The organism is Paralcaligenes ureilyticus, assembly GCF_004346225.1.
GTDB lineage: Bacteria > Pseudomonadota > Gammaproteobacteria > Burkholderiales > Burkholderiaceae_B > Paralcaligenes > Paralcaligenes ureilyticus.
On the sequence record NZ_SMAJ01000031.1, the window covers coordinates 1 to 13818 of the forward strand.

Consider the following 13818-nt stretch of genomic DNA (forward strand, 5'->3'; position numbering starts at 1 on the left):
GTAGCGAGTTTGGCCCGACGCCCGCCTGGACGAGGCAGATCCGGATCAAGCACGCCGTGCCGGCCCCGCCCCGGCCCCCATAGACGGCGCCTTCAAATACCAATACGTCCAGCAAAACACCCAAACATCCCATGCGAGATACCGTTTGACCCAAAATGCTCTAAATGATCCGAGATAGGCGAGTTTTCCATCTATCGGCGGCGGGTCGGGAAATCAGTTGAGTCGATTGTTCCTATAATTCAGTACAAAGGCGCGTATTTCCCGTGTTGCGCCGTCCAAGGAGAAAGCGGCATGAATATTGACAAGTTCAAGCATCATCACATCGAGATCATGAGCGGGGTGACCGAGTTGCGCAACCTGTCCAAATCAGGCACCGCCGAGCACGCCGCGCAAATCGCCAAGCAGATTAGCTCGATCAGCGCCACCATCAAGCTGCATTTGTCAGTTGAAGATATGGTGTTGTACCCGGCGCTGCAAAAATCCAAAGATCCCGCGTATGTGGCACTGGGACAGCGATATCAATCCGAAATGAACGGCTTGGCCGCCGCTTATATGGAATTCGCCAAGAAATGGTTGTCAGCCACGAGAATCGCCGACGACGCCGACGGCTTCAGATCCGACGCGAACCGGGTACTCAAGGCGCTACATGACCGGATCCACAAAGAAAATATCGAACTGTATCCGGTGCTGGAACACATGTAATCAGCTACCTGCGAACAGAGAGAAATAGCGTTTGATACGTTGCGCGTTGTGGTGCGCGCCACGGCTTGGCCTTATATTTTCAGCACCACCGATCCTTGCCGCGATCTCGACTCTAGCTCACGATGCGCTTGAGCTGCGTCGGCGAGGCCGAACGTTGCAATATGACCAGGATACAAAACCCCATCGTTCAACCCTTTGAAGAGCGCGGCGGCGGCTGCGTGCAGTTTCTCGGCCGTTCTCAGATGCTGGAATACGCTCGGCCTCGACAGGGAGTTGGACTTGGTGAACAGGGCCGACACCTCAAAGGGCGGCACGGGACCCGACGCCTGTCCAAAATTGGCCAGATGGCCACACGGCGCCAAACATGCCAGCGACCCCATGAACGTGTCCTTGCCAACCGCGTCGTACGCCACCTGCACCCCTTCGTCGCCGGTAATTTCTTTCACCCGGGTCACAAAGTCCTCTTGCCTGTACTGAATGACATGGCTGCATCCATAACGCCGTGCCAATTCCATTTTATGTTCCGCCCCCACCGTCCCAATGACCCTGGCGCCCAAGTGGCTGGCCCACTGGCACAACAGGGAACCGACACCACCCGCAGCCGCATGGACAAGCACCCAGTCTGCGGGCTTGACGGCGTAAACCTCGTGCACCAAAACCCACGTGGTCAGGCCCTTGAGAAAAATCGCAGCAACAACCTCGTCGTCAATTCCGGCCGGCACCGGAACTGCCACTTCGGCAGGCAGCACGCGTTCTTCCGAATAAGCTCCGTAGCCTCTGTACATGTAGGCGACACGATCGCCTACATTCAGGTGTTTCACGTTGCTCCCCAGCTCGGTGATGATGCCAACCCCTTCGATGCCCGGGACGCCGGGCAGCGCAAGCGTCTGATACAGGCCCGACCTAACATAGGTATCGTGAAAATTCACCCCGACGGCGGTATGCCTGAGCCGGATTTCGCCGGGCAGGGGCGCGCCGACAGCGACCGGTTCAAATTTCAGGTTCTCGGGGGGACCGGCTCGATGCAAGACAATGGCTGAAGGCATGACAATTGATCGCGTGGTAAGAATCGGCTATTAATAGCATGAACTCCGATCCGGCGCATGTGCCGGAAGACGAAATTGGACTCAAGCTGCCGGCCCCGGACAAAACTTGTTGCATTTGTGTTTCGTCGGCTTCGTCAAGCGCGTGTTTTCAGGGTTTACTATGTATTAACGCGCGAGACGAATTAACCAGGCGGGACGATTATGAGCCACCCTAACGTTGACGCGGCATTCGCGGGCACCATTCCGCAACTTTATGAGCGGTATCTCGTGCCGCTTATCTTTGAACCCTACGCCGCCGACCTCGCTTCGCGCGTTGCGCATTGCCGGCCTTCACGCGTGCTTGAGATTGCCGCAGGGACCGGCGTCGTGACACGCCAGCTTGTGAGGACTCTGCCGTCCGAGGTTTCGATCACGGCAACGGATTTGAACCAGCCAATGCTGGATCAGGCCGCTGCAGTCGGCATATCTCGCCCCGTCGAGTGGCAGCAGGCAGATGCCATGCACCTGCCGTTTCCCGATGAGACGTTTGACGTGGTTGTCTGCCAGTTCGGGGCCATGTTTTTCCCAGACAAGGCAAGGGCATCCGCTGAAGCGAGGCGCGTCCTTCGTCCCGGCGGCCAGTTCCTGTTCAACGTGTGGGATCGGATCGACCAAAACGAGTTCGCCGATATCGTGACCAACTCACTTAAAACCCTTTTCCCGAGCAATCCACCGCAATTCCTGGCTCGGATTCCTCATGGCTACCACGATCCTGCCGTCATCGCACAGGACCTTGCGCATGGCGGATTTGCCGGGACTCCCGAGGTGGCTACGCTGCCCGCGCGCAGTCGTGCGGATTCGCCACACACTCCAGCGGTTGCATACTGCCAAGGCACTCCGCTTCGAAGCGAGATCGAAGCCCGCGGCGCATCCCGGCTTGACGAGGCTACCGATATAGCAACGAATGCACTAACGAGCCGGTTTGGCTCGGGGCCTATAGATGGGAAAATTCAGGCGCGGATCATTGCCATTGAACGTTAGTATGCCCCGATGCCCTCTTATTTCACTTCCTATCATTCGCCAATTTTTTGCGTCGAGCCAGCTCCTTCTCACTCGGCTCGGCCGTCACAAACGAACCGGGCCGGATATCGCCATCAGTTACATAGGTACTCATCACAACGCCAGTGGCCGAAACCTGAGAGCGAACGAGCCGCAGCGCGGACGGTTTGGCCGTCTCGCCAAAGAGACGCTTTCCCCGCCCAAGCACCAACGGAAAAGTCCACACGTTGTACTCGTCTATCAGTGATGCGGCCTGCAGCGTTTGAATCAAATTTCCGCTGCCAATAATCTGCAAATCAGGGCCTGGTTGGGCCTTGAGAGCGATGATCGCCGAAGCCACATCGCCGTGGAGCAGGGTCGAGTTGTTCCAGTGGAGCGTCGTCAATGTGCGCGAAGCAACATATTTTTTTGCTGCATTGAGCGTCCTCGCAGTGGGATCGTCAACGGGCTGGTATGGCCAGTACGCTTCGAATATCTCATAGGTCCTACGGCCGAGCACCACTTCTCGATCCTTGCCGTCGAAACCCGAGGCTGAGAAGTCCATGCCTTCGCCACAGTAGTTGAACATCCAGCCGCCAAGGGTAAAACCGCCAGCCGGGTCTTCTTCCGGTCCGCCGGGCGCCTGGATGACGCCGTCAAGCGACGCAAACGTAGATACGATGAGCCTTCTCATGGGAACACTCCTGTAGTTCTTAAGACGCGTGGTCATGCGCGCCAACACACCTTCGCACCAACGCAGCGCACCCAACCATTACACTAGGCCCCATGGTTTCCACGGACAACCCTATGACTACGCTTACAATCGCTGCGGCACAATCGATCTCAATTGCGGGCGATATCAAAGCCAACATTTCCCGACACCTCCAGTTCATGCAAAAGGCCGCCGACAATGGCGTTCAGTTTCTGGTGTTTCCGGAATTGTCACTCACCGGCTACGAAAGACCCCTGGCGCGGGAACTGGCCATTCAGCCTGACGATGATATATTGCGCCCACTACGCGACCTGGCGCAACAGGCGGGGATGGTAACCGTGGTGGGTGTGCCGCTAATTGCCTCCGGCCGCGACAAGATATTCATCGGCGCGCTCGTGCTGCAAACCGACGGAACCATCGGCGTCTACACGAAGAAGCATCTGCATCCCGGGGAGGATGCGGTATTCACTCACGGTGAAGGCGGGCCGCCCGTATTCGTTCAAGACAGCAAGGTCGCCTTGGCTATTTGCGCCGACTACACACATCCCAGTCATGCTCGACAGGCAGCGCAATCGGGGGCCGGCATCTACGCGGCGGGGGCGTTGGTCACAGACCATGGCTATCCGTCAGAAACCGCCCTGCTCGCCGGCTACGCAACGGAACACCAGATGCTCGTGCTGCTGGCCAATCACGGCGGTGCCACCGGAGGATGGAGTCCAACAGGCCGCAGCGCAATTTTGGCGCCGGGCGGGCGCCAGGTCGTCGCCGCCCCGGGCCTGGGAGATACGTTGGTTGTTGCAACGCGCGATTCAAACCATTGGACCGGTACGGTAATTCCCGTATAGCGGCGGGCGCAGGCCGTTGAAAACCGACAGGGCAATGCCACCCTCGCCGCTGCCACACCTCACTGTCGATTCTCTGGAATCCCGAAGGAAATTCACTTTATCATTTTCCCATACCTCCGGCTCCGACGAAGTACTGGTTAAAGAGCCGTTCGGATTCACCCAAACCCTTGTCGGTGAGAACAACGGATTTCGTTTTGTTGACGGGGTCCCTAATGAGGCCTCGCTCGTAAAGTCGATTCATCACATCCCAATCGTGACCCTTCCACGCCCGGTTTTGGTCATGGAGAGTCAAGTAGAGTAGCGCTAGGACGACTTCATCGACAGTATCAGTGTTGATATTCATGGCGCTCGGCATATGTTCCGCCTCCGGTTTTGCGTTCATCTCCGCATCGTCGAACTGACACAAAACACATTAATACACAGCAAGCCATGATTCAATAAGTTTTTATAGCCGCAGGCCGCCCGACCAAGCGTGGCCTGCGGCGGTTCCGCTGCGATACCTTATGAGTATTGCTCCGGATTTAATGTAGTGACAGCCCTTGTGGCTGTCATACGAGGTAACAGCCGACGACTCTTTACGAGGTGATGCAACGTTGCTGCCGTCACTTTCTCCCGTAAGTAGCATCGTGATCAAGCGCTACGGTCAAAAACCGTATGAAATCACCGTCGCGGTACGCGGTTGCTCGGCGTGCCTGAGTGATGCGCAGGGAATAAATGGTGTCAATGCCTGCCGGCGGCTCGACGCTGGTGACCTTCTCCCATTTCAACCCAGAGTCTCTGTAGACCTGGTTCCAGGTCAGTTGCCGAATCTTATTGAGGGTATCCAGCGCGGCATGGCGCTCGGGCTTTTGCAGAGTGAGCAGATTTTCCTGAAAGACGGGATTGTTCAGGTCCAGCCGGACTTTGGCCTCACTGTTTACCATGATTCAAGCGGCTCAGCGTATCGTCCTGCCCGGCGTCAGATGCCTCATGAGTACTCGACCACGCCATGGCGGCTTGCAGGTCTGCTGCAGCTTTCGGCTCGTGCAGCCAACGTTCGTTATCGGGGATGACCGTGGCAGTGCGTACCACCCAGACACCCGGCTCACGTTCCTCCACCAGAACCTGACGGCCAGCGTATTGCTTGCCCAGCGAGATTTGGCCATTCGCGCCGACGACCTTGACCGCCGAAGCGTGCGCAATGATAGCCATGATGCCTACTCCTTAAAATAGGATTGTACTAAAGTATAGAATTAGTGCCATTGTATTGCAATATTGGGCAGAAACCTATTTGACGAGCCGGATTCGCAAATTTGCGATTGCACCGGCATTGCTTACAGCATCGGAAGCCATAGCCTCTTGGCATAGTCTGGATCAGCTCATATATTTATCCATGTGGATGAAAGCAACCTCCGCGGCTCGATTCGGTGCTCGGCGCGGGAGCCCCGCCGAAGACATCGGGCTCAAAGAGCTGAATATTTAAAAGGAAGACACAATGAGCACAATCAGAGTAAGCGCATTTCGCTGGGTACCGCCCTTTGCCCAGGGGCTGGTTCGAGATCTTCGCGTACGTTGGGCGCTCGAAGAAGCGGGCCTGGCTTACGAAGAGCGATTGATCGGGCGCGAGGATCAGTTATCGGAAGCCTACCTTAACCTTCAGCCTTTCGGACAAGTGCCCGCCTACGAAGAGGGCGAGCTGGTGCTATTCGAGTCCGGGGCTATCGTGCTGCATATTGCTGAACGGTCCGACGCACTGATGCCGTCCGATCCCGGCGCCCGGGCACGCACAAAGACGTGGATGTTCGCGGCACTAAACACTGTTGAGCCACCGATCATGTTTCTCAACATGCTCGACAGGCGACAAGATGGGGATGCGGCGGCGAAGGCGCTCCGGTTGGCCGCTGTCGGAGAGATAAAAAAAAGGCTGGCGAGCCTGCGCAGCCGTCTCGACGGCCGAGAGTATATTGAAGATCGTTTCACCGCTGCGGACCTGCTCATGACGACCGTGTTGCGCATCCTGCGCGACACCGACCTGGTGGCGGAGATCCCGGTGCTGGAGGCCTATTGCCAGCGTTGCGAGGCGCGTCCCGCGTTCCGGAAAGCGCTGGCCGGGCAGATGGCGCCTTTCATCGCAAATGCTCAACCGAAAATGTAGAAACACCCACGCGAGGCTCGCATGACAGACAAGATTCGACTCGACAAATGGCTTTGGGCGGCGCGCTTTTACAAAACCCGAAGCCTGGCGGCGCACGAAATCGACAGGGGCCGTGTGCTGGTGAACGGTCAGATCGCCAAGCCCTCGCGCGAAGTCGCAGCGAACGATCTTGTATCTGTTCGCAAGGAAGATCCCGCTATCCAGATTCGTGTATGCGCGATAAGCAGCGTACGAGGCCCGGCTCCCGCGGCACGACGGCTCTATGAAGAAACGCCCGAAAGTGTGGCCGCACGTGAACGCGCTGCCGAGATGAGGCGCCTGGCCCCCGAGCCCGCGCACGAAATTGCTGCAGGACGCCCGACCAAGCGCGACCGACGTCAAATCGACCTCATGCGAGGTAAATAATCGAAAGAGGCGGCGACCGCCCGCGATCAGGCACGGGCCGGATCAGGTTGAAAGATCGAGGTGCTGGCCGTTGTGTCGTCGACAGGAAAGTGCAGCAATGCCGCCACCAGGCCGGCAACAGCCGTGCCCTCCCATACCAATGAATAAGAGCCGGTCATATCAAAGACGAACCCCCCCAACCATGCTCCCAGAAACGAACCGATCTGATGGCTCAGGAAACAGATGCCGAACAATGTGCCCAGGTGACGCGTACCGAAAATTTTTGCGACTAATCCGCTAGTCAATGGCACAGTCCCTAGCCAGGTCAGGCCCATTACTGCCGCGAAGACAACGACCGAGGTTGCTGTCTTTGGCAGAAAAAAGAAGACCCCGATGGTGACGCCTCGGACCAGATAGAGCCATCCAAGCACATATTGCTGGCGAAGGCGTCCGCCCAGCCACCCGCACGCTGCGCTTCCCACCATATTGAATAAGCCGATCAAGGCCAGCGCGGTTGCCCCCAGGCCTATCGGCATATGGCAAAGGAACAGATACCCGGGCAGATAGGTTGCGATAAAGGCCAGCTGGAATCCACAGGTGAAAAAGCCTATCGTCAAAAGGCGATATCCGCGGTGCCGGCATGCCTGGGACAGAACCTCCCGCAGGGAGGACAACGGCAGCGCTGGCGATGCTGGCGCCGGCGATGACCCCGCGCCCGGATTTCGGCGATCAAGAATGATCCCAAGCGGTGCCGCCGCTGCCATCAAAAGTGCGAGTACGAGAAGCGACGTGGGAACGCCCGAACTTTCCCTGACCACCTGCGCCAAAGGAACGATGAGAACCTGGCCGAGCGATCCGCCGGCACTCGCCAGGCCCATGGCCATGCTGCGTTTTTCGGGAGACGCCACCCGGCCGACCGCCGTCATGACAACGCCGAAGCTGGTGCAGCTGATTCCGATGCCAACCATCAGGCCCATGCCAACGACAAGCATTGCACCCGAGGGCGCCACGGCGGCCAGGGCCAGGCCGGCGGCAAAGATAATCGAGCCGAAAGCCACGACCGGCGCAAAACCATAACGATCTGCAGCGGCGCCGGCAAACGGCTGCGCGAATCCCCAGACAAGATTGTGCAGAGCGATCGCGAATGCTATGAGAGTAATCGGTATGCCGCGATCAAAGGAGAACGGCCCGATAAACAGCCCGAAGGTCTGCCGAATACCCATCACGGCACACAGAATAAGCGCCCCCGACACCACAACAAGCGTCGCCGGGTTGGTCAGTGGTGCAAAGTGTTTGCGATATGCCGTGGACATGGCTCTGGCCCTCCTCGAAGTCATAGTGACAGCGAGCGGCCGAAGCGGCAAACGAAAATATTTTGATGATGGATGAAGAGCCTTCACCCATCTATCGACCGATTGGGCTTTTAACCAACGACGTTTCCCGACGCGGCGCCGACGGCTGTTCTGCCGCCCTCGAGCGTAACAGCCTCACTAAGCAGCCACTGTTTGAAGTCAACAAGATCGGGGCGATGATCAACCCCCTCTGAGCTCACCAGCCAGTAGGCGGTCTCGGCGACAATCACTTCCGGGCTGATTGCGACCAAAGCCTGCGTACCCAGTTCGCGATCGACAAGCGGCCGTCTGCCCAACGCTACACCCAGGCCCATGACGGCGGCCTCGAAAGCAAGCTGGATTACATCGAAGCGCAAGCCTCCCGAAGGATCAATTTCGTTCATGCCGACCCGATCCAGCCACGCTTGCCAATCTTCACTCGCGGCGTTGACATGGATGAGTGTCGCTCGCCGAAGATCGATATTTCCCTTTTCATCGATCAGGGTATTGCGATAGGCCGGGCTGCACACGGGAACCAACTGTTCACCAAACAACCGGCTCCATGCCGCTCCAGCGACAGGAGCCCGGCTCATGCGTATGGCAAAGTCGAACCCGTCAACCGGAAAACCGACTTGCCGATGCGATGTGTCGACGGTAACGTTGATATCCGGCCACCGATTGCGGAAGTCTTGCAGTCGCGGCAACAACCATCTGGAGGCGAGCGTTGGGGCGCAACTCACAGCGATGGTGCGATGAGCCCGGTTGTTCGGCAAGCGTTGTGTTCCTATTGCGATCAGGGAGAACGCCTCGGAAACATAGGGCAGGTAATCGGCGCCTTCCGGCGTTAACGAAAGCCTGCGAGGTTCGCGAACGAACAGTTCGACGCCCAGAGCCTGCTCCAATCCGACAATCCCATGACTGATTGCGCTTGGCGTCACATTCAATTCCGCGGCGGCAAGCTTGAAACTCTGATGCCTGCCGGCCGCTTCAAAGAAGCGAAGAGACGAAAGCGGTGGAAGACGTAGTGGCATTACACCTCTCCAACCGTTGCCAGGCGGCCTGTATTAGTCCGTACCGGCAACGGCAAAATGGTGGGTGACGGCGCGCGGCGATTGGCCGCAATCCAGCCACTCCAGCGTTTCGCGCCACAAGGTGTCGCGAAAGCGTTCATGGAAAAAGGCGAAATGGCCGATCTCCGACAGATGCAGCTCGGCCGGATGCACCACCACATGCGACCGATCGCAGCCAGTGTAATACGCCAGCAAACGCAACACAGCAGCCGGGGTCGCATACGGATCATCGCTGGTGCTGTAGGCCAGCATCGGGCATCGCAAGGCGGGGAAGTACCGGTCGCGCTCCGCAAAGCCGCGCCTCGCCCCCGGCAGCCCCCTTCCGGGCTTGGCGCCCAGCGTCGCCTTGCGAAAGGCCCACTCGTACGCCACCCCGGCAGGAAGGTCTTCAAGCCAACCTAAACGGCGTCCTGGAAAGTATCCCAGAATCAAGGTCGTCAAGGGCATGAACACATGCCATTTAAAAAACATCGAATACCGCAGCTGCAACGCATAGTCTTTCCAATACGCAAACTGTGCGCCTACCGTCAGCATGCGGTCAATACGCGAATTGGATGGACTAAAGCCTGGGAGCACCCCGCCTATGCTGTGGCCGACCACGGCGATTTGGGCGCGAGGGAATTTCTGCGCCGCCCACTGCAGCACGCCCTCGAAGTCCTTGCTGCCCCAATCGAACTTGTTCGCTTTTAATTTGCGTAGGGAATCGGGGCGAGACACCCCTATGCCGCGATAATCGTAGGCGATCGCAATATATCCGTGCTCGGCCAGAAAGCGCGCATACCTCGAATAATAAGACGCCTTGACGCCGGTGGCGCAATTGATGATCACCACCATCGGAGAGCTTCCGCTCTCGTCCGCGCCATATATCGTCGCGCCCAGGAGATAGCCGTCCGCCGCAGCAATCAGAATATTCGAATCAAAGTTCACTTCGGTTCTCACGCGGGATAGTTCGACTTGAGGCCGATTATAGAAGGCCGCAGGATTGCGCTTTTCAAAAAACGCTTGCGGGCCAGGGCCGTGCAACGACACGAACCCCTCAACCGTTCATCTACGAGTTTCGGCGCGAAACTGCATTAAAGCCAAAACACCCGCAAGAACAGCACTTGCTCCAAAGATAACCAGATCGGTCGCAATGCCAAGCGGCAGCATTGCGCCGAAGATCAAACTGCCCACACCAAAGCCCAGGAACAGAATAAATGCCATGAGCCCCACCGCCTGCCCGCGTTGCGGACCCAAATCGGTCACGATGCCGGCCAACAACGGCTGGGTCAGGTCGTAGCCCAGCGATAGCAGCGTCACCAGCACAGGCGCGGCCGCAATCGGGATATCGAGCGTCAGCGCGGCGGCGCTCACGCCAGCGAGGATCAGCCCCAACGGGATCAGAAGACTCCGTCCGAACCGGTCGGCAAGGCGTCCGATAGCGGGGCCAAATAGAAAGCCCGGTACCCCATAACCGAGCAAAGCCAGGCCAATCCCAATTTCGCCCACGCCATATCGACGAGAAAAATAAACGCCAAGCCAGGTAAACACACCCGAGTGAAAGACAGCATTTACAAATACATAACCGTAGGTCCGCCGCCCGCGCGCCGTGCCCAGCAACGTCCAATACCCCGCAATGATCGCGCGAAACGATGGCTTTGCTGCGCTGCTGCGGCTACCCAACAAAGAGCGGTATCGCAACAGGCAAAAAAACGTGACAATCGATAAAGCGGCCACGCCAAAAAAGAGGCCTTGCCAGGAAACAAAAGGCTCCAGCATGACGCCCAACGCCGAGCCGCCGGCCATCCCGCCGGCCATCGCGCCAAATAGCCAACCAATGGGCCGGCCACGCTCCTGATACGGAAAAAGATCGCCGATCAACGTCAGCGCAAGCGGCACGACACCGCCCGCTCCAAGGCCCGTAATCAATCGAAGCACGCTCAACTGGGTCGATGAACGGCTCAAGCCGGTGAGGGCCGTCAGCAGTATGAAGGCCGCAAGACAGGCGATGATGATCGGACGCCGGCCCCAACGATCCGACAACGGCCCGTAAAACAGCGTGGCCGTGCCATACGCGATCAGATACGCCGGCACCGCCAACCCCATAGTCTGAACCGTAACGTTGAATACGCCGGCCAGCCGAGGTATGAGCGGCGCAATCATGTACGCCTGGAAAAAAATGAAGAACGTAATCGCCGCCAGCAGCCACAGCAATCGCTCCCGACGCTGCGCATGAAACGCGCGATCAATAAACTCTATGGACGTATCGTTAGGCTGCATGGTTGCAATTCGTTCAAGCTTTAGCTACGTAGCTTTAATCCAGATATCGCAACCGCAGCGCCGCAAGCGCGAAAGCGCAGGGCGAGCATCGCCCCACGCTCACTGCGCGGCCTTGTTAGTGAAGCGAGGCCAGCTTGACGTCCTTATGGCCCAATGCTTGAGCTACGTCGTACATCGCCTGGTTCAAGATGCGATGGGTATTTTCGTCGCTCGCGTGGCCGAACTTGACATCAACATCGGCCATCACCTGATTGTGAATGGGGTGCGACAACGCCTTGTCAAACAGATATCCGGACCAGAATGTGCCGTCTGGAGCGGTGCCTGCGGTAACCAGCGTTTCAGCCAGCTTGGCGCCTTTCAAGTCTGCCGGCGCAGCCGGTAGTTTGACCCCCGCCGCGGTGGCATGTTTAAGTCCGGTATTCACGTCGAACGTCATGCCGTTGACAAAGTCCGTTACCTTTTGTTTACCGTATTGCTTGGTGAGCTTCTCGACCTCGGCATTGACTGTCTTTTCGCCCAGCATCGACACCAGCGCGGTCGAGAAACTGAAGTGTTGTGCGCCGCCGCCAGCCTCAACCAAGGCGGCAGTAACCGGCAACGCCGGTGCGTCGGTGTAAGTCGGGCCGCCAAACCAGTTCATCGTATGGGGTGCGTCGGCCGCCAATGCGGCGCCGCCGAACAACAGGCCCAAACTGACGGCCAACGCCGCGGATACTTTTGTCGTCTTCATAGTGCTTACCTTTTAGTACTTGCCTGTCGAACGCCGCGTCACAATGGCGTAGCGTCGTTCAGGCCGTTGAAATATGGGGGAAGGCTCCACCCGGATACAGTTGGCTCAACACCTGCTGCGCCTCCTGGGACAGCTGCCCATCGACGCGCCCAGCCAACTCGCCGCCAAGCACGGCCAGCGCCAGGTTCTGCAGGATATAGGCGGCGGCCAGCTCTGTTACCAAACGTTGTTCGGTAACCACGCCGTCGACGGCGGTGGCGCCCAATTGACCAATCAGTGTCATGCTCCGGTCCGTTACCAGCACCAGCCAGCGCACGCCGTCGACGGGAGCCAATTGAACGCGGTGAATCTCGCCCTGACATCCGCCGCATTCGTGCTCACAGGCCTGCAGACATAACGTGGTGATGGTTACTCCGCGCTCGCGCGCCATCCGTATGGGCTCGGCCAGCAGCGCAGCCTCTTGCGGCTGAACCGCGATCAGCACCGTCTTTTCGCAGGCATCGATCAGTTGTTGCGCCTTGGCCAGTAGTTCGCCATCGTGCAGGTTGAACACCGCGACCGGTTCGCTTTGCTGTGGCCGCTGCGCCAGAGCGTGCCCGGCCGCGACCAGTGCCCGCTTCTGGCTGGCTTCAATTCCGCGCAGCAATTGGTTCGGGGGTATGGCGGAATAGCGCTGGCCGCCCGTGTGCTGAAGGCGCTGCGCAGCCCCGCGCTGCAATAGCTTGTCCAGAACGGCATAGACGTTGGCTCGGGGAATCCCGGATTCTTTGGCCAATTCGTAACCGCTCAGTTCACCGGCATCTATCAGCGTGGTGTAAGCCCGTGCTTCGTACTCGGTAAATCCTAGCTCTTGCAATGCTTGCATGATGTAAGCCGCTGCGGCTCTCTCTATTAGTAGCTATATATATAGCTACTATAATCCCGGATTGAAAATTGTCAACCCCCTAGGGTATTTTCGGTTGACGTGTTTATGGAGCTGGACGGGTTTCGTGTCGCTGCTTTTTTGGGCTGTTTTGGGTGGTGAGGTCATTCTATTAAGACGCCGCAGGGCGAGGGGTGGGTCCCGTCCGGTCCGTCCAGCGGTCGTGGCGCTACGCGCCCCGACTGCCCGGGTCTGCCTCGTCCAGGCGGGCGTCGGGCGAACTCGCTGCGCCTCGCACGCGAGGCTCCGCTCAAACAGCGCCCGACGACACCCCCCGCCTTCCCTTCGTCAGCACCCGGCGCTGGCCGAATGACCGGACGGGACCCACCCCTCGCCCTGCGGCTGCGTTGATGAAATGCATCGGGGGATGTGTAGGGACGGCAGGCGCTTGGTCGAATGGGACCTACGGGCAACATACATGATGGAGGTAGGCTGCGGGCAACGCGACAGAGACAGGCTGCCAGCCAGTGAATTCCGGGCATACCGTAACGCGAGCCGTCTATGGGGGCCGGGGCGGGGCCGGCGTAAGGCGTGCTCCGGAGGCTGACGAAGGGAAGGCGGGGGCTGTCGTCGGGCCATGTTTGAGATTCTATAGTTTTAATCAAGCCTTTTTCAGTAAAAAACGATTTAAATCGAACGGCTTTTGGCTACGCCATAGGGCAAAAG

Annotated in this window: 16 protein-coding genes; 5 read left to right on the top strand and 11 right to left on the bottom strand. The window is 58.3% G+C overall.

The window, feature by feature from the left end:
* Positions 1-291: 291 nt before the first annotated feature.
* Positions 292-702: a hemerythrin domain-containing protein gene (locus EDC26_RS19825; protein ID WP_132586415.1), complete on the top strand. Its 411-nt coding sequence runs from the start codon at positions 292-294 to the stop codon at positions 700-702.
* Between the two features lie 71 nt (positions 703-773).
* Here EDC26_RS19825 and EDC26_RS19830 read toward each other — a convergent pair whose 3' ends face one another.
* Positions 774-1748: a quinone oxidoreductase family protein gene (locus tag EDC26_RS19830; RefSeq protein WP_132586418.1), complete on the bottom strand. Its 975-nt coding sequence runs from the start codon at positions 1746-1748 to the stop codon at positions 774-776.
* 201 nt (positions 1749-1949) lie between these two features.
* Between EDC26_RS19830 and EDC26_RS19835 the strand changes: the two genes are divergently transcribed.
* Positions 1950-2768, top strand: a complete 819-nt coding sequence (locus EDC26_RS19835) for a class I SAM-dependent methyltransferase (protein ID WP_132586421.1) — start codon at positions 1950-1952, stop codon at positions 2766-2768.
* Positions 2769-2790: 22 nt separating this feature from the next.
* On the opposite strand, the gene EDC26_RS19840 is transcribed toward EDC26_RS19835, so the two are convergent.
* The gene (locus tag EDC26_RS19840) at positions 2791-3459 is read right to left on the bottom strand and encodes a dihydrofolate reductase family protein (RefSeq protein WP_132586424.1); all 669 of its coding nucleotides are present in this window, start codon (positions 3457-3459) and stop codon (positions 2791-2793) included.
* Between the two features lie 113 nt (positions 3460-3572).
* Between EDC26_RS19840 and EDC26_RS19845 the strand changes: the two genes are divergently transcribed.
* The gene (locus tag EDC26_RS19845; protein ID WP_132586427.1) at positions 3573-4322 is read left to right on the top strand and encodes a carbon-nitrogen hydrolase family protein; all 750 of its coding nucleotides are present in this window, start codon (positions 3573-3575) and stop codon (positions 4320-4322) included.
* Positions 4323-4422: 100 nt separating this feature from the next.
* Here the strand turns inward: EDC26_RS19845 and EDC26_RS19850 are convergent, their stop codons facing one another.
* The 3 genes from EDC26_RS19850 to EDC26_RS19860 form a co-directional block, all read right to left on the bottom strand.
* Entirely contained in the window at positions 4423-4665 is a 243-nt protein-coding gene (locus EDC26_RS19850; RefSeq protein ID WP_132586460.1) for a DUF6429 family protein, read from the bottom strand.
* 259 nt (positions 4666-4924) lie between these two features.
* Entirely contained in the window at positions 4925-5245 is a 321-nt protein-coding gene (locus EDC26_RS19855; RefSeq protein ID WP_132586430.1) for a hypothetical protein, read from the bottom strand.
* Complete coding sequence (locus tag EDC26_RS19860; protein WP_132586433.1) at positions 5232-5513, bottom strand: hypothetical protein; 282 nt, start codon at positions 5511-5513, stop codon at positions 5232-5234. The genes EDC26_RS19855 and EDC26_RS19860 overlap by 14 nt, the downstream gene beginning before the upstream one ends.
* A 283-nt stretch (positions 5514-5796) precedes the next feature.
* On the opposite strand from EDC26_RS19860, the gene EDC26_RS19865 reads away from it, so the two are divergent.
* Complete coding sequence (locus EDC26_RS19865; RefSeq protein ID WP_132586436.1) at positions 5797-6456, top strand: glutathione S-transferase family protein; 660 nt, start codon at positions 5797-5799, stop codon at positions 6454-6456.
* 21 nt (positions 6457-6477) lie between these two features.
* Positions 6478-6861, top strand: coding sequence for an RNA-binding S4 domain-containing protein (locus EDC26_RS19870; protein ID WP_132586439.1), 384 nt, complete (start codon positions 6478-6480; stop codon positions 6859-6861).
* Positions 6862-6887: 26 nt separating this feature from the next.
* On the opposite strand, the gene EDC26_RS19875 is transcribed toward EDC26_RS19870, so the two are convergent.
* The 6 genes from EDC26_RS19875 to EDC26_RS19900 all read right to left on the bottom strand — a co-directional run bounded on the left by EDC26_RS19875 (position 6888) and on the right by EDC26_RS19900 (position 13095).
* Positions 6888-8153, bottom strand: coding sequence for an MFS transporter (locus tag EDC26_RS19875; RefSeq protein WP_132586442.1), 1266 nt, complete (start codon positions 8151-8153; stop codon positions 6888-6890).
* Positions 8154-8263: 110 nt separating this feature from the next.
* A complete protein-coding gene (locus tag EDC26_RS19880; RefSeq protein ID WP_132586445.1) occupies positions 8264-9202 on the bottom strand; it encodes a LysR substrate-binding domain-containing protein in 939 nt (312 codons plus the stop codon).
* A gap of 33 nt (positions 9203-9235) precedes the next feature.
* Positions 9236-10168, bottom strand: coding sequence for an alpha/beta hydrolase family protein (locus EDC26_RS19885; protein ID WP_243700994.1), 933 nt, complete (start codon positions 10166-10168; stop codon positions 9236-9238).
* Between the two features lie 117 nt (positions 10169-10285).
* Positions 10286-11500 (bottom strand): MFS transporter, encoded by a 1215-nt coding sequence (locus EDC26_RS19890; RefSeq protein WP_132586451.1) that lies wholly within the window; start codon positions 11498-11500, stop codon positions 10286-10288.
* Positions 11501-11615: 115 nt separating this feature from the next.
* Complete coding sequence (locus EDC26_RS19895) at positions 11616-12230, bottom strand: hypothetical protein (protein WP_132586454.1); 615 nt, start codon at positions 12228-12230, stop codon at positions 11616-11618.
* A gap of 58 nt (positions 12231-12288) precedes the next feature.
* On the bottom strand, positions 12289-13095 hold the full coding sequence (locus EDC26_RS19900; RefSeq protein WP_132586457.1) for a TrmB family transcriptional regulator: 807 nt from the start codon (positions 13093-13095) through the stop codon (positions 12289-12291).
* Positions 13096-13818 lie beyond the last annotated feature (723 nt).

Excerpts from the sequence above, each read along its gene's own strand:
- EDC26_RS19825 (WP_132586415.1), top strand. The coding sequence starts at position 292 with ATGAATATTGACAAGTTCAAGCATCATCACATCGAGATCATGAGCGGG.
- EDC26_RS19830 (WP_132586418.1), bottom strand. The coding sequence starts at position 1,748 with ATGCCTTCAGCCATTGTCTTGCATCGAGCCGGTCCCCCCGAGAACCTG.
- EDC26_RS19835 (WP_132586421.1), top strand. The coding sequence starts at position 1,950 with ATGAGCCACCCTAACGTTGACGCGGCATTCGCGGGCACCATTCCGCAA.
- EDC26_RS19840 (WP_132586424.1), bottom strand. The coding sequence starts at position 3,459 with ATGAGAAGGCTCATCGTATCTACGTTTGCGTCGCTTGACGGCGTCATC.
- EDC26_RS19845 (WP_132586427.1), top strand. The coding sequence starts at position 3,573 with ATGACTACGCTTACAATCGCTGCGGCACAATCGATCTCAATTGCGGGC.
- EDC26_RS19850 (WP_132586460.1), bottom strand. The coding sequence starts at position 4,665 with ATGAATATCAACACTGATACTGTCGATGAAGTCGTCCTAGCGCTACTC.
- EDC26_RS19855 (WP_132586430.1), bottom strand. The coding sequence starts at position 5,245 with ATGGTAAACAGTGAGGCCAAAGTCCGGCTGGACCTGAACAATCCCGTC.
- EDC26_RS19860 (WP_132586433.1), bottom strand. The coding sequence starts at position 5,513 with ATGGCTATCATTGCGCACGCTTCGGCGGTCAAGGTCGTCGGCGCGAAT.
- EDC26_RS19865 (WP_132586436.1), top strand. The coding sequence starts at position 5,797 with ATGAGCACAATCAGAGTAAGCGCATTTCGCTGGGTACCGCCCTTTGCC.
- EDC26_RS19870 (WP_132586439.1), top strand. The coding sequence starts at position 6,478 with ATGACAGACAAGATTCGACTCGACAAATGGCTTTGGGCGGCGCGCTTT.
- EDC26_RS19875 (WP_132586442.1), bottom strand. The coding sequence starts at position 8,153 with ATGTCCACGGCATATCGCAAACACTTTGCACCACTGACCAACCCGGCG.
- EDC26_RS19880 (WP_132586445.1), bottom strand. The coding sequence starts at position 9,202 with ATGCCACTACGTCTTCCACCGCTTTCGTCTCTTCGCTTCTTTGAAGCG.
- EDC26_RS19890 (WP_132586451.1), bottom strand. The coding sequence starts at position 11,500 with ATGCAGCCTAACGATACGTCCATAGAGTTTATTGATCGCGCGTTTCAT.
- EDC26_RS19895 (WP_132586454.1), bottom strand. The coding sequence starts at position 12,230 with ATGAAGACGACAAAAGTATCCGCGGCGTTGGCCGTCAGTTTGGGCCTG.
- EDC26_RS19900 (WP_132586457.1), bottom strand. The coding sequence starts at position 13,095 with ATGCAAGCATTGCAAGAGCTAGGATTTACCGAGTACGAAGCACGGGCT.